Raw genomic sequence first — 26,907 nt, forward strand, 5'->3', positions numbered from 1 at the left:
CAATGGCCAAACGGCGGCAGCGGTCAATGTCACCAGAAATGGTGAGCAGCTTTCGATCGAAGTCGGCGCCGGTTCGGGCTTGGGGCGGGTTCTGCTGATTGGCTTCGATCGCGAGCACACCACCGCGATCGGCCGCGGCGAAAACTCCGGCCGCACGCTCACCGAAGCCAACGTGGTGCGTTCGTTCCGCGCGATCGGTCAGTGGTCGGGGACCGCGCTCAAGCTCAGCGAGCGCTTTCCTCAAGGGCAGGATGTCGCGGTGCTGCTCGAGGCCCCGGATGGCCGGATCATCGGCGCGGGCCGTCTGGCAACGGGTGGTTCGACGTGATGGCGCGCGAAAGCACGTTGACGGTGGGTTGAAGCGTCATTGCGAGGAGCAAAGCGACGAAGCAATCCAGTCTTCTACAGTAAAGCAAGGCTGGATTGCTTCGTGGAGCCTGTCATCGGGCGCGCATTCGCGCGACCCGTTGGCTCGTAATGACGGCGCGGCAGTTACTTCGCCGCCGTCACCATGATCTCGACGAGATATTCGGGCGCCGCGAGCTTGGCCTCGACCGTGGCGCGCGCCGGCGTGTTGCCCGGCGAGACCCAGGCATCCCATGCCGCATTCATCTCGGCAAAGTTCTTCATGTCGGTGATGTAGATGTTGGTCGACAACAGCTTCGATTTGTCGGTGCCGGCCTTGGCCAGGTGAGCGTCGATGATCGAAAGGATTTCCTGCGTCTGCTTGGTGACGCTCTCGCCCTTGGCCTTGTTGGCGACGACGCCGGCAAGATAGACGGTGTTGCCGTGAACGACGACCTGGCTCATGCGCGGTCCGGTATCAAAACGTTGAATTGTCATTTTTCTCTCCCGTGGTTGGTGCTGCCACTTAACCCGCCAGCGCGCCCGCAGCTACAGTCTTCTTGCAGCAAAGCCCTGCGTCTACAAAACAGCCTTCGCCGCCGCGCGCCCGGCATTGCGGCCCGAGAACAGGCAGCCGCCGAGAAATGTCCCCTCCAGCGCCCGATAGCCGTGCATGCCGCCGCCGCCGAAGCCGGCCGCTTCGCCCACCGCGTAAAGCCCCGGCATGATATGGCCGTCCTGGCCGAACACGCGGCAATCGAGGTCAGTCTCGAAACCGCCGAGCGTCTTGCGGGTCAGGATATTGAGCTTGACCGCAATCAGCGGCCCATGGGCGGGATCGAGAATCCGGTGCGGGATCGCGGTGCGGGTCAGGCGGTCGCCGATATAGCGGCGGGCGTTGTGGATGTTGAGGATCTGGGTGTCCTTGGCGTACGGGTTTTCGATCTCGCGGTCGCGCGCCTCGATCTGCGCCTTGATCGCGTCCAGCTTGAGAAGATCGTTGCCGGCGAGCGCATTCATCGCACCGACGAGGTCGGCAAGCTTGTCGCGCACGACAAAGTCGGCGCCGTGCTTCTTGAAGGCTTCGACCGGGGCCGGCGCGCCCTTGTTGGTGGCGCGGCGCGCGGTCAGCAGCCAGCTCTTTCCCGTGAGGTCGGGATTTTGTTCGGAGCCCGAAAGCGCAAATTCCTTCTTGATGATGCTCTGGGTCAGAATGAACCACGAATAGTCGTGGCCGGTGGACATGATGTATTCCAGCTGGCCGAGCGTATCGGAGCCCGGAAACAGCGGCGAGGGCAAGCGCCTGCCGGTCGCGTCGAACCACATCGGCGACGGTCCGGGCAAAATGCGGATGCCGTGGCGCGGCCAGATCGGCGACCAGTTTTGGATGCCCTCGACATAGTGCCACATGCGGTCGCGGTTGATCAGCCGCGCGCCGGCCTTTTCGGTGATGCCGATCATACGGCCATCGACATGCTCGGGCACGCCGGAGATCATGTGGGCGGGTGCTGCGCCGAGGCGCGCCGGCCAGTTCTGCCGCACCAGCTCGTGGTTGCCGCCGATGCCGCCGGAGGCGATGATGACGGCCTGCGCGCGCAGCGCAAAGTCGCCGGTTTGCTTGCGTGAGCTGCTGACGCCGCGGGCGACCGGATCGGCTTCGAGAATGGCGCCGCTGATTCCGTCGATCGTGCCGTTCGTCGTGGTCAGTGCGTCGACGCGGTGACGGAATTTGAAGATCAGCCGTCCGGTTTTTTCCGCCTCGCGGGCGCGTCGTGCGAACGGCTCGACCAGGCCGGGCCCGGTGCCCCAGGTGACATGGAACCGCGGTACCGAGTTGCCGTGGCCCATGGCGTCATAGCCGCCGCGTTCGGCCCAGCCGACCACCGGGAAAATACGGTGGCCCATGGCGCGCAGCCAGCTCCGTTTCTCGCCGGCGGCGAAAGCGAGATAGGCCTCGGCCCAGCGCCGCGGCCAGAGGTCTTCCTCGCGGTCAAAGCCCGCCGTGCCCATCCAGTCCTGGCGGGCCAGCTCAAGGCTGTCCTTGATCTTAAGCCGCCGCTGCTCCGGCGAATCAATCAGGAACAGCCCGCCGAACGACCAGAACGCCTGCCCGCCAAGGCTTTGTTCGCCTTCCTGGTCGACAACCGCCACGCGCTTGCCGGCCGCCGCCAGTTCGGTTGCGGCGACCAGACCGGCGAGGCCTGCGCCGACCACGATGACGTCAATTTTTTCTGCCATCGCGTTTCCCCGGTGAGTTGGACGAGTGAAACCGGGCGCGATGGTGCGGTCAACGGGGATTCGGCCGTTGGCCCAGCCGACCAGCCGAAGGCCTTGTTCCGGCTCGGGATCAGGCCAGAGGAGGGTGCAGCGTGCAGGCAACACTCGATGTGAATTTAATTTGGACCGCGCCGGGCATCTGGACAAAATAGCCAACTGGCAACACGCTCACGACACGCATCACACACCACCGGATCACGTCCGGCAGGTTACGAACTGGGGCCGGACATATGAAATTCACGCTGGGGCTGCTCGCTGCGGTTGTCTTGCTGGCGAGCATGGGGACTGGTCATGCGGTGGTGCGTATCGGCGAGGACCGCGGCGGCCGGATCGGCACCTATGTCGACAAGTACCAGGAAGTGCGGACCTCCGGCGAGATGGTGATCATCGACGGCCTCTGCGCATCGGCCTGCACCATCGTTCTCGGCGCCATTCCCCACGACAAGATTTGCGTCACCTCGCATGCGGCGCTCGGCTTCCACGCCGCCTGGGATCTGGATGAGGATGGCCACGCCATCACCAATCCCGAAGCCACTCACATGCTCTATTCGATGTATCCCCAGCCGGTGAAGAAGTGGATCAACCAGCGCGGCGGCCTGACCTCGCGCATGATCTATCTGCGCGGCAAGGAGCTGACGAGCATGTACCACTCGTGCTTCCTCGATGCCCGGGCGCAGGCACCGCATTAACCGTCCTTTATTCCTGCGCCAGGATCAGAATGACTTGATTTTGCGCGCGGTTCCGGCGCTTGCCGGGGCCGCGGGCAGGCTTTATCTGAGCGGGTGAGGCCCCGGCGGCAGCCCCGCCGATTCCAGCCTTGCGGGCAGATAAACCAGGCCGTCCATGGCGCAACTTGCTTCCACGCCACACGTCTTGCAGCGGACCTCCGGGCCCGCCCGCTTGGCGCGTGCGGTGGTGGCGGGCGGTGTGGCGATCGGCGTCCTGCTTGTGCTCGCCGCCGCCATTCTATGGCTGACTTACGGAAGCACGGTCTTCTTCGAGATGATCGCTTCCGGCTTCGCCGCTTGTTTCTAAGGAATCCTTGATCATGGACCGGACCGCCCGCCCGCTGGTCGTCATTGGAGCGTTTGCCGCAAGTCTCGTCGTCGGGTTGGTCCTGATGCTGTGGGTGATGGGCGGCTTGCGCCACGCCGCAGCGCCCGCCGCGATCGGCGGCCCGTTCCAGCTCACCGATCAGGCCGGCCAGACCGTCACCGACAAGTCCATGCAGGGGCGGCCTACGCTGATCTTCTTCGGCTTTACCCACTGCCCGGATGTATGCCCGACCACCCTGTTTGAGATTTCCGAAGTGCTGAAGGCGATGGGTAACGATGCCGATCGCGTCAATGCCTATTACATCTCGGTCGATCCCGAGCGCGACACCCAGGCCGCGATGAAGGAGTATTTATCGAGCTTCGATCCGCGCCTGAAGGGCCTCACCGGCAATCCGGAAGAGATCGCAAAAGTGCTTTCCGAATACCGCGTCTACGCCAAGAAGGTTCCGCTGAAGGACGGCGACTACACCATGGACCACACCGCGTTGGTCTACCTGATGGACCGCGACGGCAAGTTCGTTTCGCCCTTCAATATCAATCGCAAGCCTGAGGACGCAGCTTCCGACCTGAAGCGCTATCTCTGAGGTATCCAGCGTCGAAACGCTGTTCGCCCCTGCCGGATCGGTCTATAAGGCCTCCGATTTCCAGTAAATCGGCGTGGGATGCACCTTAACCAGAGCAGTCTTGTTGGACCGAAGCCATTTGGCGTCAGCCGGGCCGTATTGGCCTGTCGGCTTGTCCTCGCGGGCGCGCTTGTGGTTTTAGGCGGCTTCGCGCAGGCCCAAAACGCGAAACAGCCGGCGCCAGCACCCGGCCAAGCCGCGCCAGCTCCGGCTGCGCCGAATCCATCATCGGCAAAGCCGGTCGCCGAGCCCGGTCCGCAGGCCGTGCCCGGCTTCTGGGACCCACGGCGGCGGCCGGACCGGCCGGATCTGTCGCGTATCACCGTGATCCGGTTTTTGACCGAGACCGACTATCCGCCGTTCAACTATACCGGCCCCGACGGCAATCCCGCGGGCTTCAATGTCGACCTGGCGCGGATGATCTGCGACGAAATCAAGGTCACCTGCACCATCCAGATGCGCCGATTCGAGACGCTGCTCGATGCAATTTCCTCGAACCGGGGCGATGCCATCATCGCCTCGCTTGCGGTGACGCCGCAACTGCGCGCGCGGCTCGATTTCAGCGATCCCTATTACCGCGTTCCGGCGCGCTTCGTTTCGCGCAAGGATTCTGTGATGCGGGAAATCAAGCCGGAATTTCTCGAAGGCCGGAAGGTCGGCGTGATCGCGGGCACCGCGCACGAAGCCTATCTGAAGGCGATGTTCACCGACGCCGAGCTGCACAGCTATCCGAACGATGAGGCGTTGCGCACGGCGCTTCGGCGCGGCGAGGTCGACTTCATCTTCGGTGACGCGATCTCGCTGGCGTTCTGGATCAACGGGACCGATTCGGCCGACTGCTGTGCCTTCTCGGGCGGGCCGTTCGTCGAGAGCCGCTTTTTCGGCGAGGGCGTCGGCATCGGCGTGCGCAAAGGCAACGATCTGTTGCGGCAGGCGCTGAACTACGCGCTATTCCGGCTCTGGGAAAAGGGCCGCTACACCGATCTGTGGCTGCGCTATTTTTCGGTGAGTCCGTTTTGAGCATTTGACTCTGTCATTCCAGGATGGTCCCAACGGGTCCGGCCCGTTGGCCGGCCCGATGACAGGCTCCGGACCAGACCCGGAATCTCGAGATTCCGGGTTCGATGCTGCGCATCGCCCCGGAATGTTATAATCGTTGCGTTACCCTCGGAGAACTTTCCTAAAAATGTCCGTCATCAACCTCAGCCCAGGCGATTTGCGCGCGCTTGCCGAACAATCCAACGCCTGGCCGTTCGAGCAGGCCAAAGCGATCGTGGCGCGGCTGAAGAAGAAACCGAAGGACGAGGTGCTGTTCGAGACCGGCTACGGCCCGTCGGGTCTGCCGCATATCGGCACCTTCGGCGAGGTCGCGCGCACCACCATGGTGCGCCACGCCTTCCGCGTGCTGACCGAGGACAAGGTCAAGACGCGGCTGCTGGCGTTTTCCGACGACATGGACGGCCTGCGCAAGGTGCCGGACAATGTGCCGAACAAGGAACTGCTCGAACAAAATCTCGGCAAGCCGCTGACGAAGGTGCCGGACCCCTTCGGCACCCATCCGAGCTTCGGCGCGCACAACAATGCGCGGTTGCGCACGTTCCTCGACACCTTCGGCTTCGACTACGAATTCGCGAGCTCGACCGACTACTATACTTCGGGACGCTTCGACGCGACGCTGCTTCTGATGCTGGAGCGGATCGAGAAGGTGATGGCGATCATGCTGCCGTCATTGCGCGAGGAACGCGCGGCGAGCTACTCGCCTTTTCTGCCGATCTGCCCGCGCAGCGGCGTGGTGCTGTACGTGCCGATCACTTCGCACGACGTCAAGTCCGGCACGATTTCCTACGACGATCCCGAGACCAAGGAGCGCGTCACGCTGCCGGTTACGGGCGGGCATTGCAAACTGCAGTGGAAGCCGGACTGGGCGATGCGCTGGGCCGCGCTCGGGGTCGATTATGAAATGGCGGGCAAGGACCTGATCGATTCGGTGAAGCTCTCGGGGAAGATCTGCGCGGCGCTCGACGGTACGCCACCGGAAGGCTTCAACTACGAACTGTTCCTTGACGAGAAGGGCCAGAAGATTTCGAAGTCGAAGGGCAATGGGCTCACCATCGACGAATGGCTGCGCTATGCCTCCCCGGAATCGCTGTCGCTGTTCATGTACCGCGAGCCGAAGGCGGCGAAGCGGCTCTACTTCGACGTCATCCCGCGCAACGTCGACGACTACCAGCAGTTCCTCGAAGGTTTTCCGAGGCAGGATGACCGGCAACAGCTTGGCAATCCGGTCTGGCACATCCATGCCGGGCAGCCGCCGAAGGCCGACATGCCGGTCACATTCCAGCTGCTGCTGACGCTGGTGTCGTCATCGAACGCCGAGAACGCCTCGACGCTGTGGGGTTTCATCGGACGCTATCGGCCCGGCGTCACGCCACAGACGCATCCGAAGCTCGACGCCATGGTCGGCTACGCCATCAACTACTATCGCGACTTCGTCGCGCCGACCAAAAAATTCCGCGAGCCGACCGATGCCGAACGCGCCGCGCTATCGGATTTGCGCGATGCGCTCGCCAACATGGGGGCGGAATCGAGCGCGGAAGACATCCAGAACGCCGTTTACGAGATAGGCCGCCGCGAGCCGTTCCTCGACCACAAGAAGCCAGCCAAAGATGGCCGGCCGGGCGTGTCACTCGACTGGTTCAACATGCTCTATCAGGTGCTGCTCGGCCAGGAAAAAGGCCCGCGCTTCGGCTCGTTCGTCGCGGTCTATGGCCTTGCCAACGCGGTTGCGATGATCGACGGCGCGCTGGCGCGGAGCGCGTAAGTCAACGTCCGGCGTTCCCCTTTCCCCTTGCGGGAAAGGGGAAGCGGCGCGTATGAGCAATGCGTGACATGCGCAGGTCCCGGCCATGACGCGCCGATCAAATCGCGCTAGGCTGACCGCCAAGCAACGACAAACATCAGGGAGAGGCTCATGCAGTACAGGGTTTCGCCAGAGGCGGTTTCCGATGCCAGCGCCGAGCAATGGCAGGCGCGGGTCGATCTCGCGGCCGCACACCGGCTGGCCTTCATGCACGGCTTCAACGAGGGCATCTTCAATCATCTGACTTACGTGGTGCCCGGTCAAAGCGACCGCTACTATCAAATTCCGTTCGGCACGCACTGGTCGGAGGTGACGGCGTCCTGCTTCATGGAAGTCGGCATTGACGACGGCCAGGTGAAGCGCGGCGAGGGCGATGTCGAGCGCTCCTGCTATTGCATCCATGCGCCGATCCACAAGGCGCTGCCGCATGCCAAAGCCGTGTTTCACACCCACATGCCGTTTGCGAGCGCGCTGACGCGGCTGGAGGATCCGCGCATCAAGGAGATCGGGCAAACCGAGGTCGGCATGTCCGGCAAGATCGCCTATGACGACGAGTATACCGGTCCCGCCTTCGATCCGGCGGAGGGCGAAAGGCTCGCACGCGTGATCGGCGACAAGACCATCCTGTTCATGGCCAATCACGGCATTTCCACGGTCGGCGCAACCATCGCTGATGCTTACGACAAGCTCTATTACATCGAGCGCGCGGCACAGGTGCAGATCTACGCGATGTGGACCGGGCAGCCCCTGAAAAAGCTGCCGGAACCGGTGGTCAAGAAGACCAAGGACGAAATGCGCGGCAACACCTTCTATCTCGGGCTGAATCCGGCCGAGCGGCATTTCGCCGCCCTCAAGCGCATGCTCGACCGCAAGGAGCCGGACTACGCAACATAGGCTTTGACTTTCAAAGCTTGTGGAGGAGCGGCTTGATATTTGCCGCCGTCCCTGCGAAAGCAGGGCATAATTCGTCCATTCCAGAAGGTGAGCCGCACCGCATTGGTGCGGCCCAGGGGCTAAAGACCTCGTGTCCAGGATCTACAAGATCTGCCCGGCTTCGGCCTGGCGCGAAGCGGAACGGCAGGGCGTGTTCCGGGGCAGCCCTGTCGACATTAGCGACGGCTACATTCATTTTTCCACGGCCGCGCAGGTCGAAGAGACCGCACGAAAACATTTCGTCGGCCAGACCGGCCTGTTCCTGATTGCAGTCGATGCGGATGCCTTGGGCGATGCGCTGCGGTGGGAGCGCTCGCGAAATGACGATCTGTTCCCGCATCTTTACGGCGATCTCGATCTCGGCGCGGTGCTCGCCGTGCTGTCGATGCGGGCGCGGTCCGACGGATTTCACGACATTCCGGAGCTTGAGCCGTGATCCGCGCGTTTGATGCCGTGTCGCTGCCGCTCTTACGCTGGTTCGATCCGGAAGATGCACATCGCCTTGCCGTGCAAGGCCTGAAACTGCTGCCGCCGGCGCGGCCACCGGTCGATGACGCCAAGCTGGCGGTGCGGGCGTTCGGGCTGAATTTTCCCAATCCGATCGGCATGGCCGCAGGCTTCGACAAGCATGGCGAAGTCGCTGACGCCGTGTTGCGCCTCGGTTTCGGGTTCGTCGAGATCGGAACGGTGACGCCGAGGCCGCAACCGGGAAACCCGCGGCCGCGCCTGTTCCGGTTGGAGCGCGATGAGGCCATCATCAACCGCTTCGGCTTCAACAGCGAAGGTGCGGAGGTGGTGTTGCGGCGGCTTGCGGCGCGCGCCCATCTCGGCGGCATCGTCGGCGTCAACATCGGCGCCAACAAGGATTCGGCCGATCGCAATGCGGACTATGTCAGCCTGATCGAGACCTTTGCGCCGGTCGCGAGCTATTTCACCGTCAACGTGTCGTCGCCCAACACGCCCGGCTTGCGCAGCCTGCAGCAGGCGAGCGCGCTCGATGAACTGCTGGCGCGGGTGATCGACGCGCGGGAACGGGTTCGCAAGAACGCCGGCGATGCGCCTGTCCTTTTGAAGATTGCGCCCGACCTCAGTCTCGCCGAACTCGACGATGTCGTTCACATCGCACGCTCGCGCCGCGCCGACGGCATGATCGTGACCAACACCACGATCGGGCGTCCATCGACCTTGCGCGAACAAGCCCGTGCCAAGGAGGCCGGCGGGCTGTCGGGACGGCCACTGTTTCGGCTGTCGACGCGGATGGTGGCCGAAACCTATGTGCGGGCCGAGGGCGCGTTTCCGCTTGTCGGTGCCGGCGGCATCGATTCCGGCGGTGGCGCGCTGACCAAGATCCGCGCCGGCGCCAGCCTGATCCAGCTTTATTCGGCACTGGTCTATAAAGGGCTCGGCCTTGTCGAAGACATCAAGAAGGACCTGTCGTCGACCTTGCTGCGCACCGGGCGCGATTCGCTGTCGGAAATCGTCGGCGCGGATGCGGCCACGATCACGGCCGAGGACTGGCCGGTCAGCTAGATGTTTACGATCAGTTCGTCGCTGGCCGTCTCGTAAGGTACGCGGCGGTCGAGCATATCATCGCTCATATGGGTCAGGATCAGCCGCCTGGGCTGGATGTCGGCAAGGCGTGCTTCCAGCGTCTTAAAGCTCAGGTGATTCTTGACCTGCCTTTCGAAAGTATAGGCCTCGGCGATCAGCAGGTCGGCATCGCGGCCGAGCGGCACAAGTGCTTCGGTCCATTCGGTGTCGGCGGTATACGCGACGGTACGGCCTTCGGCCTCGATCCGGTAGGCGAGAAAGGGTCCGCCCGACAAGCCATGTACGACCGGAAATGGCGTGACGTTGATTTCGCCGAGACGGAAGGTGGTCTCGGGCAACAGCGTGACGAGGTTAAGCTCAAAGCGCTGCTTTGTTCTCGAGGAGTTCTCGAACAGCGCTTCCATCATTTGGGCGAGCCGCGCCTCGATCCCCTCGGGACCGGCGACAACGAGCGGACGGGACCGGCGGGAAAATTGCGCATCGAGCAACAGGAACGGCAATCCGCCAAAATGATCGCCATGGAAATGCGTGATCAGAATGAGTTCGATATCGTTTGGGGCGATACCCTGGCGCTTCAGCGCGGGCAGCGATGAGGCGCCGCAATCGATCAGGAAGTTGACGCGCTCGCCGGTGACGTGAAAGCAGGTGTTGCCGCGACCGCCCGAGCCGAACGCGTCGCCGCAGCCAATGAAACGCAATTGCATCGGCTGTTCCTTCAGCTGAGAACAGGGACCGCGACCGGACCGAATGAGGCGCGCAGATTGGCGCGATAGCGCAGCGCCTGCAATCCGCCGCGCGCCGCGTAGTGCACGAGAAAGGCGATCCACAATCCGGTATTGCTGAGCCCGCGCAGCGCATACCATGCGCCGAGAAAGCAAAGCAGCGACAGGATCATCAGGTTGCGCATTTCGCGCGCCCAGGTCGCGCCGATGAAGATGCCGTCATAGCCGAAGGCGAATACCGCAAGCAGCGGCGAGGCCACCACAAACCACAGATAATCTTGCGCCGTTTGCTGTACATCGCCGCTCGTGGTCATGGTGCGGATCAGCCAGGGGCCGAACAGCGCAAAGATGATCGCGACCGCGATGGCAAAACCAAATCCCCACGACAACACCAGCCGAACGGCATCGGAGAAGGCCGCGCGATCGCGCGCGCCGGTGGCCTGCCCGCAAAGTTGCTGGGCGGCGTTGGCAAGCCCATCGAGAAAAAAGGCGCTGATGAGCAGGAAATTGTTCAAGACTGCGTTGGCGGCGAGGACCACGTCGCCGGCGCGGGCGCCTTGCGCAGTGAAGAACAGGAACGTCGTGATCAGTGCGGCGGTGCGGATCATGATGTCGCGATTGACCGACAGCATCCGCCACAGCTTGGCGCGCTCGAGCAGCACGGCGCGGGGCACGTTGAGTGGCTGGTGCGAGATCGTCCGCGCGACGACCACACCAAGCACGAGCCCGACGGTTTCCGCCACAACGGCCGCAATCGCCGCACCTTCGATCCCCGCATTCAATCCGATCACCAGCGCGAGGGTCACGACCATGTTGATGACGTTGATGACGAGCTGAATGGCGAGCGCGAGCTTGGCCCTCGCCTGGCCGATCAGCCAGCCGAGCACGACGAAATTGGCGAGCACGATCGGCGCCGACCATATGCGGATCGCGAAGTAGGCGCGCGCGGCGCGGGTGACGCCTTCGCTGCCGCCCATGGCATCGAGCAGGATCATGCCGAGCGGCAACTGAAGGGCGATCAGGCCAGAGCCGATCAGTCCGGCGATGACGATGCCCCGCACCAGCAACGCGCGGATTTCCTGTGTTTCGCCGGCGCCAAGCGCCTGGGCCGTGAACGCAAGGGTGCTGTTGCGCAGAAACGAGAACAGCCAGAACAGGCAATCGAATACGACGGAGGTAATCGCCACGCCGCCGAGCAGCGTGGCGTCGCCGAGCCGCCCGATCGCGATGGTCGAGACCACGCCGATCAGCGGCGTCGTCAGGTTAGCCACCATCGCAGGGCCCGCGATGGCGAACACCCGCGCGCTCGTTACGTTGGAATTCAACGGAAAGCGCCTTTTCGATTTAGCGCCCTCGCGGCGTTCCGAACAACCGCATCAGGAGCCAGACCGGAATGACGATCACCGCGCCGAGCAGGAAGTAACGCCACAGCCAGTTGATCGCATCGAAGCCGAGATCCCAGATACGGCGGAACAACAGCTCGATGCTGCGCAGAATATTCCAGGGATCGAAGCCGATCGCGGCCAGCACGACGCCGACCAGAATCGAAAGCAGGATCAACCGAAATGCGACCGCCAGCGGCGAACCGCCCAGGAAACGGTACAGGGCGTCGTTATTATTCGCCGGCAATTCTCTGGTGTCGTTCGGCATCGTGATCTCCGCGGGCTGCGATGCCATTCTAATGCAACAGGCGGAAAAGTGGGAACCTGTTTTCCCGTCATTTCGATTTGTTAATCCGCGCCGGGATCTGCTGTCGCGGCGCTTTTCAGCAATTGCTCCAGCGTCTCCAGCCTGTCAGCTTCGCGCGGCGGCTTGTCCCAGCGCAGGCGGTTGATGCGGGGAAATCGCATGGCGACGCCGGACTTGTGTCGGGTCGAGCGTTGCAGCCCCTCGAAGGCGACCTCGAGCACCAAGCCCTGATCCGGACCGTGCACCACCTCCCTGACGGGGCCGAATTTCTCGGTGGTGTTACGTCGAACGAAGCGGTCGATCTGCAGCAGCTCTTCGTCGGTGAAACCGAAATAGGCCTTGCCGACCGGCACGAGCTGCGCGTCATCGTCAGGACCGGTCCAGACCCCAAAGGTGTAATCGGAATAAAAGGATGAGCGCTTGCCGTGGCCGCGCTGCGCATACATCAATACTGCATCGATGATGTGCGGGTCGCGCTTCCACTTCCACCATTGGCCCTTGGGGCGCCCCGGCACATAGAGCGCGTCGCGCCGCTTGAGCATCACGCCTTCCACCGCTTCGGCATCTTCGCCGGCACCGGCGGATGCCGGATCGCGGCGGGCTACGGCGAGCGCCTCCCAACTGTCGAAAGCAATGGTCGGCGAAAGATCGATCCTGGAATCGTCAAGCTTTTTGACGAAAGCTTCCAGCCGCGCGCGGCGCTCGACAAAGCCGAGCTCGCGCAAATCCATCTCGTCGTCGCCGAGCAGATCGTAGGCGCGCAGGTGAACAGGATATTCCTTGGTCAGTTTTGGCGAGACAACTTTGCGGTTGAGGCGTTGCTGCAGCACGTTGAAGCTCTGCACGCGGTCCTGCCGCACCACCAGGAGTTCACCGTCGATCGCGCCGGGCAAATGCAACGACGGCAGCAAATCCGGAAAGCTCTTGGTGATGTCCTCGCCGCTGCGCGAATAGAGCCGCGCCGTGATCTGGCCCTGCGGATCGCGGCCGCTCACCGCCTGCACGCGAATGCCGTCCCATTTCCATTCGGCGACGTAGTCGGCCGGATCGAGGCTGGCGAAATCCGAATCTTCGATTGCATGTGCCAGCATCACGGGACGGAACGGCGCCGGATCGCGGTTGATCGGCTTCTCGCCGTGCCCCTCCAGCCACGCGAACAAATCGAGATAGGGTGGGGTGAGGCCGGGCCAGATCAGCTCGATCTCGTGAGCGTCCTTGTCGCCGAGGGCGGCGGCTGCGGTCTTGGCGAGACGTGCGGAAATGCCGATGCGCATCGCGCCAGTGACGAGTTTCAACAGCGCCCAGCGGCCGGTTTCATCGAGCTGATCGAGCCAGCGCGAGAGCTGCTTCGGAATCTCGGTTTTTCCGAGCGTGCGCAGCGTGGTGACGACTTCGGAGAGCGTCGGCGGTGGCGGATTGTTATGGCTGCGATCGTCGGAATTGTTCGGCCACATCAGCGCCACCGTCTCGGAGAGGTCGCCGACGTAATCGTAGGACAACGCGAACAGGGTAGGGTCGGTGCGTTCCATGATCAGGTCGCGGATCAGGGCGGGCTTGGCGTGCTTGAACGACAGCGCCCCGGTCAGCGCCGCGAGCGCATAGCCACGATCGGGATCCTCCACGCTGCGAAAATAATTGGTGATCAGCCGCAACTTGTTGTTGCGGCCGGGCTCATAAGCGAGGCGATCGAGCAGTTCGGCGAAACGGTTCATGCGCCTTCGCCCTCTGACACCGGCACGTCGCCTTCGCCGCTGTCCTCGTCGCCATAACCGACGAGATCGAGCGGGCGCGCGGCGAGCCCTTGCGTCTTGCACCAATGCACCAGCGCGTCTTCCTGGCCGTGGGTGACCCAGATTTCGCTCGCCCCTGTCGCCTTGATCGTCGCGGTCAGGCCATCCCAGTCCGCGTGGTCGGAGATCACCAGCGGCAGTTCGACGCCGCCTTGGCGTGCGCGGGCACGGACGCGCATCCAGCCCGACGCAAAGGCGGTGACGGGATCTGGAAATCGCCGTGTCCAGACGTCAGAGGTGGCCGAAGGCGGCGCCAGCGTGATGGTGCCGGCGAGATCGGCCTTCTTCATGCCCTTGACGGGCCGCAACTCGCCGAGGGCGATGCCTCGGCGCTGATAGTAATGCGTGATCTTCTCCATCGCGCCGTGCAGATAGATCGGCGCATCGTAACCGGCCGCACGCAGCAATGCGATCACGCGCTGGGCCTTGCCGAGCGAATAGGCGCCGACAAGATGTGCGCGCTCCGGAAACAGTTTGGCCGAGCCCAAGAGCTTGTTCACCTCATCCGCGGCGTTGCCATGGCGAAATACCGGCAGGCCGAACGTCGCCTCGGTGATGAAGACATCGCAGGGCACGACCTCAAACGGGGTGCAGGTCGGGTCCGGCGCATCCTTGTAGTCGCCCGAGGCGACCACGCGGGTGTTTTTGCAGGTGACGGCGATTTGCGCCGAACCGAGCACATGGCCTGCCGGGTGGAACTTGATCGTGACATCGCCGAGCCGCACCTCCTCGCCATATTTAATGGCCTGCGTGGACCGGGCGAAATTCTCGCCATAACGCAGCCGCATCATGTCGAGTGTCTCTTGGGTCGCCAGTACCGCTCCGTGGCCGGCACGGGCATGGTCGGAATGACCATGGGTGATCACGGCGCGCTCGACCGGCCGCACCGGATCGATATGGAAGCCGCCGGCCTTGCAGGCGAGGCCGGCGGGTTGCGGCGTCAGAATGTCTTGCGGGCGCATTGTGTTTATATAGGCTGACGCGGGATTCATTCGAGTCCCGCCTTCTCAACGGATATCGGTCCTGAAATGCCCGCGCGCCTGTTTTTCTCCTCCGGCGATCTGATTGCCGACCGCCGCTATGAATTCGCGCGGGATTTGCAGCTCAAGGGCGATCTGGCCGCAGCCGCCGATCTGCTGGAACAGGCGATCGAACTGGCGCCGAACTTCGTCTCCGCCTGGTTCACGCTCGGCGAAATCCGTCAGCAGCTTGGCGAGCACGACGCGGCGATTGCGGCCTTCAAGAGCGCGCGTGATGCCGATAGCCAGGATCCGCACGGCGCGAGCCTGAAATTGATGCGGCTGGGGGCGGAAGCCCTGTCGGCGATGCCACCCGCCTATGTGCGCACGCTGTTCGATCAATACGCGCCCCGGTTCGATCGCGCTTTGATCGAGGACCTTGGCTATCGCGGACCTTCGGTGTTGTTCAAAGCGGTGCTGGCTGCGCGGCACGCGGTGAAGAAGCCGGCCTTCTTCAAGCGCGCGATCGATCTGGGGTGTGGGACCGGGCTCGCGGCATCGGCCTTCGCCAAGGAGGTCGATCATTTGACCGGCATCGATCTGTCCCCACGCATGATCGAAAAGGCGAAGGCGACCGGGCTCTATGCCGAGCTCGAGGTCAACGACATGCTGGAGGGTTTGCGGGCGAGAGCGGATGGCTGCGCCGATCTGGTGCTTGCGGCGGACGCAATGGTCTATGTCGCCGATCTCGTTCCGGTGCTAACGGAGATTCGTCGCGTGCTCGCTGCCGGCGGCTTGCTCGCCTTCACGCTGGAACGCAATCCGGGCGACGGTGTCGTTATCGGCGAGGGTCTGCGCTACGCCCATAGCCCGCAATATGTCCGCGACTCGCTCGCGACGGCAGGCTTGAAGCTGTCGCAGCTGGAGGAGCAATCGTTCCGCACCGAAAGCAACGTGCCCGTGCCCGGCCTCGTCGTCGTTGCGGCCAAGTCGTGACGCCATAGTGGTGAGCGCAACGCAACCAGATCTGTTTACGCACGCGCTGCTACCTGAGAATTTCCTGCGCTGGTTCGGAGCGCGCGGGTGGTCGCCGCGGACCCATCAGCTGGACCTGCTGGCAAAGGCGCGCCAAGACCGCTCCGCGCTTTTGATCGCGCCGACCGGTGCGGGCAAGACGCTGGCGGGATTTTTGCCGACGCTGGTCGAGCTTTCAGCCGGTGGAACTTTTGCCGCGACCGGGCGCAGCGTGAAACGCAGCCGTGGCCTCCACACGCTCTATATCTCGCCGCTCAAAGCGCTTGCGGTCGACATCGCGCGCAATCTGGAGACGCCGATCGCCGAGATGGCGCTTCCGATCAAGGTCGAGACCCGCACCGGCGACACGCCGGTGTCGCGGCGGCAGCGGCAGCGGCGATATCCGCCGGATATCTTGCTCACGACACCGGAGCAGCTTGCGCTCCTGTTGGCATCCGACGATGCGCCGTTTCTGTTTTCCTCGCTTCGGCGGATCGTGCTCGACGAATTGCATGCACTGGTAACTTCCAAACGCGGCGACCTGTTGTCGCTGGGCCTGGCACGCCTGTGGAAGCTCGCGCCGCAGATCCGCGCCATTGGGCTCTCGGCTACTGTCGCCGAGCCGGAGCAGCTGTCGCGATTTCTGGTGCCGCAGCAAGATGGCGCGCGCCAATCGGCCGATATTGTCGTTGCCGGCGGCGCGGCTGCGCCCGAAGTCGCGATGCTGGATACGCGCGAGCGTCTGCCCTGGGCCGGGCACACCGCCCGCCATGCGCTCGGCGAGATCTACGACCTCATCAAGCGCAACGAGACCACGCTCGTCTTCGTCAACACGCGTAGCCAGGCCGAGATGCTGTTTCAGGACCTCTGGCGGATGAACGACGACGGGCTTGCGATCGCGCTGCATCATGGCTCGCTCGATGTCGCGCAGCGCCGCAAGGTCGAAGACGCGATGTCGGCCGGCAAGCTGCGTGGCGTGGTCTGCACCTCCTCGCTCGATCTCGGTGTCGACTGGGGCGACGTTGACCTCGTCATCAATGTCGGCGCGCCCAAGGGCGCCTCGCGTCTGATGCAACGGATCGGCCGCGCCAATCATCGTCTTGATGTGGCCTCGCGCGCGGTGCTGGTGCCCGCCAACCGGTTCGAGGTGCTGGAATGCGCCGTCGCGATCGATGCGGTGGCCGAGAATGCCCAGGATACGCCGCCGCTGCGCACCGGCGCGCTCGACGTGCTGGCACAGCACGTGCTCGGATGCGCCTGCGGCACGCCGTTTCTGTCCGACGAACTCTATGCCGAGGTGCGCACGGCGGCGCCCTACAGCGAGCTAAGCCGCGTCGATTTCGACGACGTGGTCGATTTCGTCGCCACCGGCGGCTATGCGTTGAAAACCTACGAGCGCTTCGCGCGCATCAAGCAGGATAAATCCGGTCGCTGGCGCGTCGCCAATCCGAAGGTGCGGCAGAGCTATCGCCTCAACGTCGGCACCATCGTCGAAGAGGCGATGCTGAAAGTGCGCCTGGTTCGTTCGCGCGCCGGCGGTGCGGGGTCGACCGGCGCAATAGCGCGCGGCGGCCGTATGCTGGGCGAAATCGAGGAATATTTCATCGAAGGGCTTTCGCTCGGCGATACTTTCGTGTTTGGCGGCGAGGTCGTGCGCTACGAGCACCTCGCCGAGGATCAGGTCTACGTCTCGCGCGCCAACGACGCCGATCCGAAGGTGCCGTCCTACATGGGGGGCAAGTTTCCGCTCTCGACCTATCTGGCCGAACGGGTGCGAAAGCTGCTGGCCGACAAGCGTGCCTGGAAAGGCTTGCCGGAACAGGTGCGCGACTGGTTGTCGTTGCAGGCGCATTTCTCGCGCGTGCCGGATACGCGCGAATTGGTGGTCGAGACGTTCCCGCGCGGCAACAAGCATTATCTGGTCTGCTATCCCTTCGAAGGACGGCTTGCGCACCAGACCCTCGGTATGCTGTTGACGCGTCGGCTCGAGCGCGTACGCGGCCGGCCGCTTGGCTTCGTCGCCAATGAATATGCGCTGGCGATCTGGGGGCTCGGCGACGCCTCAATGATGATCCGCCAGGGCCGGCTCGATCTCAATGCGCTGTTCGACCCGGACATGCTGGGCGATGATCTCGAGGCGTGGCTTGCCGAATCCGCGCTGATGAAACGCACCTTCCGCACCTGCGCGCTGATTTCCGGCCTGATCGCGCGGCGCTTCACCGACGAGGAGAAGACCCGCCGTCAAGTCTTGTTCTCGACTGATCTGATCTACGATGTTTTGCGCAAACACCAGGCGGACCACGTGCTGCTGCGTGCCGCGCGCGCCGATGCAGCAGCCGGCCTGCTCGATCTGCGCCGTTTGAGTGATATGCTGACGCGAATCAAGGGGCGAATCATCCACAGGGAACTCGACCGCGTTTCGCCGCTGGCGGTGCCGGTGATGCTGGAAATCGGGCGCGAAGCAGTCTATGGCGAGGCGTCTGATGAACTCTTGGCGGAAGCCGCCGAGGAATTGGTTAAAGAGGCGACGGGATAAATATGAACGCGGGCGGGGAATTTCTGGAAGACGAAAGCGCGCCGGCGCCGACCGCCAGCATCGAAATCGCCGGCGTGACGTTGCTGGCCGATATTTCCGGCGCGTTGTTCTGGAAAGAGCAAAGCCTGCTGGTCGTCTCCGATCTGCACCTTGAAAAAGGTTCGAGCTTTGCCGCGCGCGGCGTGCTGCTGCCGCCCTACGACACGGTGGCAACGCTTGGCCGACTCGCATCCGCCGTCGCGCGCCACGACCCCAAGATCGTGATCGCGCTGGGCGACAGCTTTCATGATCGCACCGCCCATCGGCGGTTGTCGGCGCCGGACCGCGAGGCGCTCGCGGCCTTGCAGGCGCGGCGCGACTGGATCTGGATCTCGGGCAACCACGATCCCGCCCTGCCGTCCGATCTCGGTGGTACCGTCGCGACCGAAGTCGCGATCGGTCCGATCGTATTTCGCCACGAGCCGACCGGCGCCTTCGGCGAAATCGCCGGACATCTTCACCCCAAGGCGCGGGTCGCGACGCGGGCGCGATGGCTTGAGCGGCGCTGTTTTGCAAGCGACGGCGAGCGCATGGTGATGCCGGCCTTCGGCGCCTTTACCGGAGGCTTGAGCATTCGCGACGACGCGTTCGCAAAAATCTTCAGCCGCGCCTTCGTGGCGCATGTGCTCGGGGACTTGCGCCTGCACACGATTTCGGCTGCGCGCTGTTACTAGTTCCTATCCGCCCAACGTACTCCTCTTGTCCCGCCTACGGGAGCGAAGATGTGCTGCTTATCTTGCTAGCGCAGGAGAAGCCGTGCCGGGCGGATATATGACAATTAGATGAATGATCTAGCGCAATGAACTGCGCCCGGGCGCACGCGAAAAGGGCGTTACTCTTATTGGGGTGACGCCATGAAAACTCAGATCATCAGCGAACTCGGGCAGACCGATATCCTGTTGCCCGCCCTCCTCGCGGAGGGGCTAGCCGCCAATAATCGCATCAAGGTGCGCATGAGCGCGCTACAGGCCGCGCTACGTCGCGCTCAGGAGCCGGGACGCCCGCCCGTCGAACTGAACGCCGAAAGCCGGGCGGCCGGAATTTCGCCCGCCGCTCTCGCAACGCTGATCGGAGGGGCTCATCTTGTCGGCGGCAGCCGGATGACCGCGCCGAACCTGGCCAAGCTGATCGAGGAGATCACGGGCGACATCGCTGCGATGCTTGATGCCGTCAAGGCCGGAGAGCCGGCTGAAAGCGAACCTCTTGCTGCGCGGCTCGCCGCGATCCGCGCCGCAGGCCTGCTTGAGGCCGCCGACGAAATTGAAATCGCACGCGTCGCGCAATTAACGGCCATCACCCAAGGCGGCGCCGACAGCCTGCATCGTCTGGTGATGGACCTGCACAAGGCGATAAACCGATTGGCGGCGTTGTGCTCGGAGGAAATCGTAAGCGGTGCTCATACGTTTGGTTTGCAGACGGAGGACAGGGACGCTGTCGAAAGTTTCATGAAGGGATTGAACGCGACGCGTGGACTGAAATTCAATCATCCAGGTCTCGATACCACGGCAAACCGTTCGAACGGGCGGCTCCTGATCCAAAACGACATTGGCGAGACCGATGCGCATGTGGTGGTTGTCGCAGTCAGCGGCAATTCCGTCAGCGTGACTTACACGGACGTGCATCGGCCGCGCGCCAAATTCTTCATTGCGCTGTTCGATGAATTCGATGTGGAGTGGAGTGGATTGGACCGCCACTCGACTTCCCTCGGCGAAGACGCCGCCTTCTATCTGGTCACCGGCGAGTTGCAGGCGGGCAGCCGCGGCGATCGCGACGCTTTCCTGACCGCGCTTGGCGCGGCGCTGGTCTTCCTGATCGACTGGAACAAGGCGCGCAAATTGTTGCGTAACTGGGTCGCCAAGGAAGATGCCATACGAATTCTCGATTGGGGCGCCAGACGGCGCATCGGGCATCGGGCTCTTCTCGAACTCGGCGGCAACGATTTGATCGGCGCGGCTGTCCGTAACGCCGCGCCATCGCGGATTCGCTTTGGCGAAAGGCTGGATCAGGTGCTCGGCCGTTGCGCCGCGGCCGACTTCATCCAGTCGGCGATGCGAATATCGACCGAAGCATTGAGCGGCGGCCGTTCTGTAAGGCTGGTCCGCGATCAGATCGAGGCGGATCTGATACGGCACCTGGAACGCGTCGACAGCACTTTGCTCGGCAGCGTGCTGCGGCAGGTGGGACTGGCGCATGACATCATCGCGGCCGTCGCCGGTCACGTTGCAGCGATGCGAGCCGGCCAGAGCACCGACGGCGAACGCCTCAGCGCGCGGGCAGGGCTGATCGAGCGCAAAGCCGATCGTATCGCGGCCGACGCGCGCAAGGAGGCGATCCGTCTCGCCGCGGGATCGATCATCGAGCAACTCATCGACCGCGTCGAGGACGCCATCGATGAACTGGAGCAGGCGGCCTTTGTCGCTTCCCTTGCGGCGGCGGGCATGGACTTACGGCTGCTTTCGGCGCTCGCTGAATTGTGCGCGGTTGCGATCAGCGCAACCGAGGCGGCCGCATCGGGCCTCGCCGCAGCGATCAACGTGCCAAATGGCCTGCGCTTGGACACCGAGGACGCACTGAATGCAATCGCCCGCATCGTCGATGCCGAACACGCGGCTGACCGGTGCGAGCGCGAGATTACGACGCTGGTATTCGCGGGTCATTTCGATGTTTCGACCTCGCTTTGCGCTATTGAACTTGCCCGCGCCATCGAGCGCGCCACCGACCGGCTGGCCAGCGTGGCGCACCTGTTGCGACGGCACATTATGGCCGATTTGTCGGCGTGACAGGCCGCAGGCGGTAAATCACGTTCGCAGGAGTTGAAGGATGGAGATCGTTTGTATCGGAAGCTCGTCGGGCAGAACCTATTCGGCGGAAGAGATCGGGGCTAAAGCCGCCAACCTGGCACGCATGGCGGCGCTCGGCCTGCCAGTGCCACCGGCGTTCGTGCTGCCGATTGCCCATTGCGCTGCCATGCTGTCGAGGCAGGATGCCGACCGTGACCTGCGCGACGGATTGAAGGTGGGAATTGCGTTTCTGGAGCAGGCGACAGGAAAGCGGTTCGGCGATGATCGGCGGCCGCTCTTGCTGTCGGTGCGATCCGGCGCGGCGCGCTCGATGCCGGGCATGCTGGATACGGTGCTTGACGTCGGCTGCACGCTGGGCGCCGTGCAGGGCCTGATCCGCACCACTGGCCGGCCGCGCCTGGCATGGGATTGCCGTCGCAGGTTTCTGCAAAGCTATGCCGAGACGGTGTTGGGGTTCGACCCGTCAGTGTTTGCGCACCGGCTGGCCGAATTGGTTCTGAGCGAAGGGGTCGGTGGCGATTACGAACTGGACAGCGAGGCGCTCGAACGGCTGGCCGCAAATGAGCAGGCCTTGATTGCGGAGCGCTACGACTCAGACTGGCTCGAGGACGCCGCCGGGCAGCTTGAGGGCGCGGTGGGAGCGGTTTATCGCTCGTGGATGAGCGAACGCGCGCAATCCTATCGTCGCCTTCAGGGGCTCGACCACTTGCAGGGTACCGCGGTGACGGTGCAAGCGATGGTTTTCGGCAATGGCGGGCTTTCGTCCGGCTCGGGTGTTGCGTTTTCGCGCGATCCCTCAACCGGATTGCGACAGCCGGTCATCGATTTCGTGCTCGATGCCCAGGGCGAAGATGTCGTTTCGGGGCGGCGAACGCCAGGCACCGAGGACGCGATGGATTCAACGTTGCCACAGCAGGCGACTGAACTGCGCGATATTCTGGACAAGCTCGAACGGGAGTTCGGCGACGTTCAGGATGTCGAGTTCACGATCGAGGACAACAAGCTGTGGACCTTGCAGACGCGCCCGGCCAAGCGGACGCCGCGCGCCGCGCTGCGCATCGCTGTCGACCTCGTGCATGAGGGACTGATATCGCCATGCCAAGCGCTGGAACGGCTTGACGGAATTGATCCGACGACAGTTGTCGAGATCTCCCTGGTCTCGGCCGGCACGCCGGTTGTGACAGGGATCGCCGCTTCGGGCGGAATTGCGAGCGGCCGGGCGGTGTTCTCGACAGAGAGCGCCCGGCGCCTTTCAAGCTCGGGCGACCCTGTCATTCTGGTGCGTCCCGACACCAGCACCGCCGATGTCGAGGGGTTTGCGCTGGCCGCGGGCGTCGTGACGAGCGTAGGGGCGCGGACCTCTCACGCCGCGCTCGTCGCGCGTCAGCTTGGAAAGCCCTGCATCGTCGGATGCAGCAAGCTATCGATCGACGGTGCGATCGGCCGCGCGCAATTTGATGGAACGACGGTTCTGGAGGGCGATTGGCTCACCGTCGATGGCGACAGCGGCAAGATCTACCTCGGACGGCTTGAAACGGTAGCAAAGCGACCCGAGGCCGAGCTTGCGGAGGTGGCCTCGTGGCGCTCGCAGGAACGCCAGTGCGTGGCGGTCTAGTCTGACTTTCCGATGTTCATCGCATTTCGACGAAGCATCTGCGCGAACGCCCGTCAGTGCAGGCGCGGCGCCTTCAAGAGCCGCGCGCGGTCGGTCGAGGCCAGTACGACATCAAAGGTGACGCCCTCATGATGAACGGTGAGCGGCACATCGACGCCGGCCGATCCCAATGACCAGAGCTTGCGATAGAAGCCCGCTTGCGAGGTGATCTTGTCGCCGTTGATGGCAAGAATGACATCGCCGGCCTTGAGTTCGGCGCGGGCTGCGGGGCCCTTGGCCGATACGCCGACGATGACAACGCGATTGTCGATCTCCGTCGTATACATCCCGAGCCAGGGCCGCGCCGGCTTGTTGACGCGACCGAACCTGCGCAGGTCGTCCAGCACCGGTTTCAACAAATCGATCGGCACGACCATGTTGATATGCTCGGCTTTGTTCTCGCGTTCGCGCTCAAGCTGAAGCGAGCCGATGCCGATCAGCTCGCCGCGATCGGAGATCAGGCCGGTACCGCCCCAGTTCGGGTGAGCGGGGTGCGTGAAGAACGCCTCGTCCAGCATGTATTCCCAATAACCGGCGAACTCCTGCTTGGCGGCGATCTGGCTTGCCACCGAGCGCGTGCGTCCGCCGACGCCGCCGAGCACCACGCGGTCACCGACGGATACGGCCGCGGATGAACCGATTGGCAGCGGATCCAGACCGAGATGCCCGAGTGCCTGCACCAGCCCGAAACCGGTCACCGCATCGACACCGAGCGCGTGGCCTTGGACGACGCGCCCGTCGCCCAAATGCAGCCAGACTGCTTCGGCCTCGGTGATGAGATAACCGATCGTCAGCACAAGGCCGTCATCGATGATGACGCCATTGCCGGCGCGCTCGGTCCCGAGCGTATCGGCGGTGAACGCGTCGGATGGAATGATCGAATGCAGGCCAACCACCGAGGCGAGCGCCCGGTCGAGGTCGAAGCCATAGTCGCTTGCGCGAGGCTGGTTCGCCGGTGGCACCTTCCATTCAGTCAGGGCGGGCATGGAGAATCTCCCAAACGGCAACCGAAAGCCTGACGGCGATTTCGATTCTGCACATTGCAATCTTAGGCCGCAAATTTTCTTCGGAAAAGGCCTTGCGCAGCGGGATCGCCGGTCGCAGCGCTCCGCTCGAAACGGAAAAATAACCTCGGAAAAAATCAATGCGGCGCCGTCACTCGCGTCGAATTGATTTTGAGGTTTCTGAACATTTATCGTTTCACGCCTATCGGTTCGCACCTTGGCGTCGCGCACCATTCGGTTGCAGTCCGCGCGGCAGCTGATCGCGGCGTGCCGGATCGCAAATCCATGCCGAGAAGGCCGCGACCGCCGGATCTTCCGCCAGGCGCTGTTCATATTCGAGCACGAACGAGCGCCGGGTCGGGCGCACCGCCGGGTGCGCTTTCACCACCGCGCCGCTGGCAAGATCGGGTGCGAGCAACCCATCGATCGTGATCGCGACGCCTAGTCCGGCTGCCGCGGCTTCGATCGCCAGGCTGAGGCTCTCGAAGCTGCTGCCGCCCTGCACGGGTACGTTGGCGAGCCCGGCATGGTCCAGCCACCGCCGCCAATCGTCGGGCCGCGGGCGGGCATGCAGAAGCGGTACGGCGGCGAAATCGAGCGGACCTCTCTTTATCAAGCCGGGTGCGCATACCGGGACGGTGGAGATCGGCATCAGCGGAATCCTGACCAGCCCCGGTCGCGGCTGCGCGTCGGAAACGGCAATGACGGCATCGAACCGGCTGGCAAGAAGATCCACCGGATTGGAACTGGTATGAAGATCGATCTCGAGGTCCGGAAGTGCGCGCCGGAGCCCACTCCAGATTGGCATCAGAAAGCGCGAAGCGAAAAAGCCATAGGCGCCGATCGACAAACGCCTGAAGCGTCGCAAGCGAACGCCCTCCGCGGCAGCGGCGATACGGTCGAGTGCTTCACGGGCGGATTCGGCGAATGTCCGGCCGGCCGAGGTGAGGGCAAGGCCGCGCGGGCCGCGAAGAAACAGCACGGTCCCCATCCGATCCTCAAGCGCGCGGACGTGCCTGCTCACGGCGCCAACCGTGACATTCAATTCCTCGGCGGCGCGGGTAATCGACAGATGCCGGGCAGCCGCTTCGAACGCGCGGACCGCGTGCAAGGGCGGAAGGCGTCGCGTCGGCATTTTGCGTGATCCCTTTGCGCACTGGACACGGCTCTTCCGGGAGATCCAGGCGCCGGTCGAGTGTTGACTTAAACTCAAGTCACCTGCCCAAGAAGTCGTTTGCCGCGGCCGATGTCAAGTCATAGGCCTCTGGTCAAGCCGTCACCAACGACGTCGGAGGAAACGCATGACCATCCACACCGCGCTGACCGGCCGTGATGCGGCTGCCCGGCGATCCGCCGCCCTCGCGCCCACCTGCCGGGGAGCCAACTTCTATGCGATCGACGGCGGCCTGCGCGACATCCTGCCGCTCTACATGGACGATGCGCTGCTCACCCACCTTAAGCCGCATCTGAACGAACTCGGCGAGCTCGCGGGCGGCCGGCTTCACGATCTGTCAGAACAGGCCGAGCGGCACGGACCGGTGTTGCATGCGCGGGATGGCTACGGCCGGGACGAGGAATGGGTCGAATACCACCCCGCCTATCGGGAGATGGAAGAGATCGCGTTCGGCCGGTTCGGCATGCACGCGATGTCTCACCGCGCCGGCGTCCTCGGTTGGCCGTCGCCGATGGCACCGATCGCCAAATACGTTTTCCACTACATGTTTGCGCAGGCCGAATTCGGGCTGCTGTGTCCGGTCAACCTGACCGACAGTTCCTCGGAGCTGGTTCGCCGTTTTGGCAGCGAGGCGCTGCGCAACCGCTATCTGGATCGGATGTGGAGCCAGGACACGCAGACCCTGTTCAAGTGCGCGCAATTCATGACCGAGAAGGCCGGCGGCTCGGACGTCGGTGCGGCGGAGCTCACCGCAGTCCGCGACGGCGATGCCTGGCGGCTCTATGGCGAGAAGTGGTTCTGCTCGAACGCGGATGCCGAACTCGCGGTGCTGTTGGCAAGACCCGAAGGGGCGCCGGCCGGAGGGCGCGGGCTCGGCCTGTTTCTGATGCCGAAGGTTCTCCCCGACGGAGCGCGGAACGCGTACAGAATCCTCAGACTCAAGGACAAGCTCGGCAGCCGCACCATGGCAAGCGGAGAGATCGCATTCGAAGGAGCACTTGCCTATCAGCTCGGTCAGTTGGACCAGGGCCTCAAGCACATGCTGGTCATGGTCAATTCCAGCCGCGTCTCGCATCTTGCCCGTGCCGCCGGCATGATGCGGCGCTGCCTGAACGAGGCGTTGGTCGCCTCCCGCCATCGTAATGCCTTCGGGCGCGCCGTGATCGATCATCCGCTGATGCGCCGCCAGCTCTTGAAGCTGATGGTGCCGACCGAACAGGCTCTATCGGCGCTGCTCTATGCGGCCACGGCCGATGAGAAGGTGCTGAGGCTGTTGACGCCGATCGCGAAGTATCGCGCCTGCCGCGACAACGTCACGGTTGCCACCGGCGCCATGGAGGCGCGTGGCGGCAACGGCTATATCGAGGACTGGCCGAACGCCAGACTGGTCCGCGATGCCCATCTCGGCTTGCTTTGGGAGGGGACGAGCAACATCAACGCGCTCGATGCGGTCCAGCGCGCCGTGGGCAAGGCCGGCGCCCAAAAAGAATTGAACGAAGCCGCGGGACAGCTTCTGGAAAGCGCCCCCGGACTGCCGGGGCAATTCCGCACGCGCCTGTCCAGCGCGGTGACCGAGGCGACAAGTTTCGCCGAACAGGTCGCCGCCGCTCCCGAGAATGAGCGCTTCTGCCGTCTTGCCACCGGTAAGCTCTATCATGCGACCACGGCAACTCTGCTGGCCACGGAGGGCGCGCGGCTTGGAAAAGCCGGCGGCGATGCGCGCCGCCTCGTGCTGTCGCGTTTTGTCCTGGAGCATCGGCTGGCCGACCGCCCGCCGGCCGGATTCGATGCGCAGCGCTGGGAGGACGAGGCGATCGACTTGCTGCTCGACGAGGCGCCGGTGCCGCTGGCCCGGGCCGCCGCGCTCGCGCAGGGCTAGGT

General features: G+C 63.8%; 24 protein-coding genes. 15 read left to right on the forward strand and 9 right to left on the reverse strand.

Annotated elements, in window-relative coordinates:
• Nucleotides 1-328 (forward strand): DUF1223 domain-containing protein (locus tag VFL62_RS06550; RefSeq protein WP_325171555.1); only part of this gene is annotated, 328 nt, incomplete at its 5' end.
• A 164-nt stretch (nt 329-492) separates the two neighbouring features.
• On the opposite strand, the gene VFL62_RS06555 is transcribed toward VFL62_RS06550, so the two are convergent.
• Both VFL62_RS06555 and VFL62_RS06560 read right to left on the reverse strand, forming a co-directional pair.
• Complete coding sequence (locus tag VFL62_RS06555; protein WP_325171556.1) at nt 493-843, reverse strand: RidA family protein; 351 nt, start codon at nt 841-843, stop codon at nt 493-495.
• A gap of 81 nt (nt 844-924) precedes the next feature.
• A complete protein-coding gene (locus tag VFL62_RS06560) occupies nt 925-2,583 on the reverse strand; it encodes an FAD-binding dehydrogenase (RefSeq protein WP_325171557.1) in 1,659 nt (552 codons plus the stop codon).
• A gap of 269 nt (nt 2,584-2,852) precedes the next feature.
• Between VFL62_RS06560 and VFL62_RS06565 the strand changes: the two genes are divergently transcribed.
• The 8 genes from VFL62_RS06565 (at nt 2,853) to VFL62_RS06600 (ending at nt 9,623) form a co-directional block, all read left to right on the forward strand.
• Nucleotides 2,853-3,311, forward strand: a complete 459-nt coding sequence (locus VFL62_RS06565; RefSeq protein ID WP_325171558.1) for a hypothetical protein — start codon at nt 2,853-2,855, stop codon at nt 3,309-3,311.
• A gap of 154 nt (nt 3,312-3,465) precedes the next feature.
• Nucleotides 3,466-3,657, forward strand: coding sequence for a hypothetical protein (locus VFL62_RS06570; protein ID WP_325171559.1), 192 nt, complete (start codon nt 3,466-3,468; stop codon nt 3,655-3,657).
• 13 nt (nt 3,658-3,670) lie between these two features.
• Complete coding sequence (locus VFL62_RS06575; RefSeq protein ID WP_325171560.1) at nt 3,671-4,261, forward strand: SCO family protein; 591 nt, start codon at nt 3,671-3,673, stop codon at nt 4,259-4,261.
• A gap of 78 nt (nt 4,262-4,339) precedes the next feature.
• Entirely contained in the window at nt 4,340-5,320 is a 981-nt protein-coding gene (locus tag VFL62_RS06580) for a transporter substrate-binding domain-containing protein (RefSeq protein WP_414644630.1), read from the forward strand.
• Between the two features lie 166 nt (nt 5,321-5,486).
• The gene (locus VFL62_RS06585; protein ID WP_325171562.1) at nt 5,487-7,121 is read left to right on the forward strand and encodes a lysine--tRNA ligase; all 1,635 of its coding nucleotides are present in this window, start codon (nt 5,487-5,489) and stop codon (nt 7,119-7,121) included.
• 150 nt (nt 7,122-7,271) lie between these two features.
• Nucleotides 7,272-8,054: a class II aldolase/adducin family protein gene (locus tag VFL62_RS06590; protein ID WP_325171563.1), complete on the forward strand. Its 783-nt coding sequence runs from the start codon at nt 7,272-7,274 to the stop codon at nt 8,052-8,054.
• Nucleotides 8,055-8,184: 130 nt separating this feature from the next.
• Nucleotides 8,185-8,529, forward strand: a complete 345-nt coding sequence (locus VFL62_RS06595) for a DUF952 domain-containing protein (RefSeq protein ID WP_325171564.1) — start codon at nt 8,185-8,187, stop codon at nt 8,527-8,529.
• Nucleotides 8,526-9,623, forward strand: a complete 1,098-nt coding sequence (locus VFL62_RS06600) for a quinone-dependent dihydroorotate dehydrogenase (RefSeq protein WP_325171565.1) — start codon at nt 8,526-8,528, stop codon at nt 9,621-9,623. The genes VFL62_RS06595 and VFL62_RS06600 overlap by 4 nt, the downstream gene beginning before the upstream one ends.
• Here VFL62_RS06600 and VFL62_RS06605 read toward each other — a convergent pair.
• The 5 genes from VFL62_RS06605 to VFL62_RS06625 form a co-directional block, all read right to left on the reverse strand.
• On the reverse strand, nt 9,620-10,348 hold the full coding sequence (locus VFL62_RS06605) for an MBL fold metallo-hydrolase (protein ID WP_325171566.1): 729 nt from the start codon (nt 10,346-10,348) through the stop codon (nt 9,620-9,622). The genes VFL62_RS06600 and VFL62_RS06605 overlap by 4 nt on opposite strands.
• Nucleotides 10,349-10,359: 11 nt before the next feature.
• A complete protein-coding gene (locus VFL62_RS06610) occupies nt 10,360-11,640 on the reverse strand; it encodes an MATE family efflux transporter (RefSeq protein WP_325171603.1) in 1,281 nt (426 codons plus the stop codon).
• 70 nt (nt 11,641-11,710) lie between these two features.
• A complete protein-coding gene (locus tag VFL62_RS06615) occupies nt 11,711-12,016 on the reverse strand; it encodes a DUF6460 domain-containing protein (RefSeq protein WP_325171567.1) in 306 nt (101 codons plus the stop codon).
• Nucleotides 12,017-12,096: 80 nt separating this feature from the next.
• Complete coding sequence (locus VFL62_RS06620) at nt 12,097-13,767, reverse strand: cisplatin damage response ATP-dependent DNA ligase (protein ID WP_325171568.1); 1,671 nt, start codon at nt 13,765-13,767, stop codon at nt 12,097-12,099.
• On the reverse strand, nt 13,764-14,807 hold the full coding sequence (locus VFL62_RS06625; protein ID WP_325171604.1) for a ligase-associated DNA damage response exonuclease: 1,044 nt from the start codon (nt 14,805-14,807) through the stop codon (nt 13,764-13,766). The genes VFL62_RS06620 and VFL62_RS06625 overlap by 4 nt, the downstream gene beginning before the upstream one ends.
• Before the next feature lie 66 nt (nt 14,808-14,873).
• Between VFL62_RS06625 and VFL62_RS06630 the strand changes: the two genes are divergently transcribed.
• The 5 genes from VFL62_RS06630 (at nt 14,874) to VFL62_RS06650 (ending at nt 22,809) form a co-directional block, all read left to right on the forward strand.
• Entirely contained in the window at nt 14,874-15,800 is a 927-nt protein-coding gene (locus VFL62_RS06630; RefSeq protein ID WP_325171569.1) for a class I SAM-dependent DNA methyltransferase, read from the forward strand.
• Between the two features lie 10 nt (nt 15,801-15,810).
• Complete coding sequence (locus tag VFL62_RS06635; protein WP_325171570.1) at nt 15,811-18,354, forward strand: ligase-associated DNA damage response DEXH box helicase; 2,544 nt, start codon at nt 15,811-15,813, stop codon at nt 18,352-18,354.
• Nucleotides 18,355-18,356: 2 nt separating this feature from the next.
• Nucleotides 18,357-19,067, forward strand: coding sequence for a ligase-associated DNA damage response endonuclease PdeM (gene pdeM / locus VFL62_RS06640; RefSeq protein ID WP_325171571.1), 711 nt, complete (start codon nt 18,357-18,359; stop codon nt 19,065-19,067).
• A 180-nt stretch (nt 19,068-19,247) separates the two neighbouring features.
• Nucleotides 19,248-21,173 carry a hypothetical protein gene (locus VFL62_RS06645; protein WP_325171572.1) on the forward strand — a complete coding sequence of 642 codons (1,926 nt, stop codon included), beginning with the start codon at nt 19,248-19,250 and terminating at the stop codon, nt 21,171-21,173.
• A gap of 40 nt (nt 21,174-21,213) precedes the next feature.
• On the forward strand, nt 21,214-22,809 hold the full coding sequence (locus tag VFL62_RS06650) for a PEP/pyruvate-binding domain-containing protein (RefSeq protein ID WP_325171573.1): 1,596 nt from the start codon (nt 21,214-21,216) through the stop codon (nt 22,807-22,809).
• Nucleotides 22,810-22,862: 53 nt separating this feature from the next.
• Here the strand turns inward: VFL62_RS06650 and VFL62_RS06655 are convergent, their stop codons facing one another.
• On the reverse strand, nt 22,863-23,834 hold the full coding sequence (locus VFL62_RS06655; RefSeq protein ID WP_325171574.1) for a S1C family serine protease: 972 nt from the start codon (nt 23,832-23,834) through the stop codon (nt 22,863-22,865).
• 220 nt (nt 23,835-24,054) lie between these two features.
• On the reverse strand, nt 24,055-24,987 hold the full coding sequence (locus VFL62_RS06660) for a LysR substrate-binding domain-containing protein (protein WP_325171575.1): 933 nt from the start codon (nt 24,985-24,987) through the stop codon (nt 24,055-24,057).
• A gap of 166 nt (nt 24,988-25,153) precedes the next feature.
• On the opposite strand from VFL62_RS06660, the gene VFL62_RS06665 reads away from it, so the two are divergent.
• Nucleotides 25,154-26,905, forward strand: coding sequence for an acyl-CoA dehydrogenase family protein (locus VFL62_RS06665; RefSeq protein WP_325171576.1), 1,752 nt, complete (start codon nt 25,154-25,156; stop codon nt 26,903-26,905).
• Nucleotides 26,906-26,907 lie beyond the last annotated feature (2 nt).

It is taken from the genome of Bradyrhizobium sp. (assembly GCF_035701725.1).
Lineage (GTDB): Bacteria > Pseudomonadota > Alphaproteobacteria > Rhizobiales > Xanthobacteraceae > Bradyrhizobium.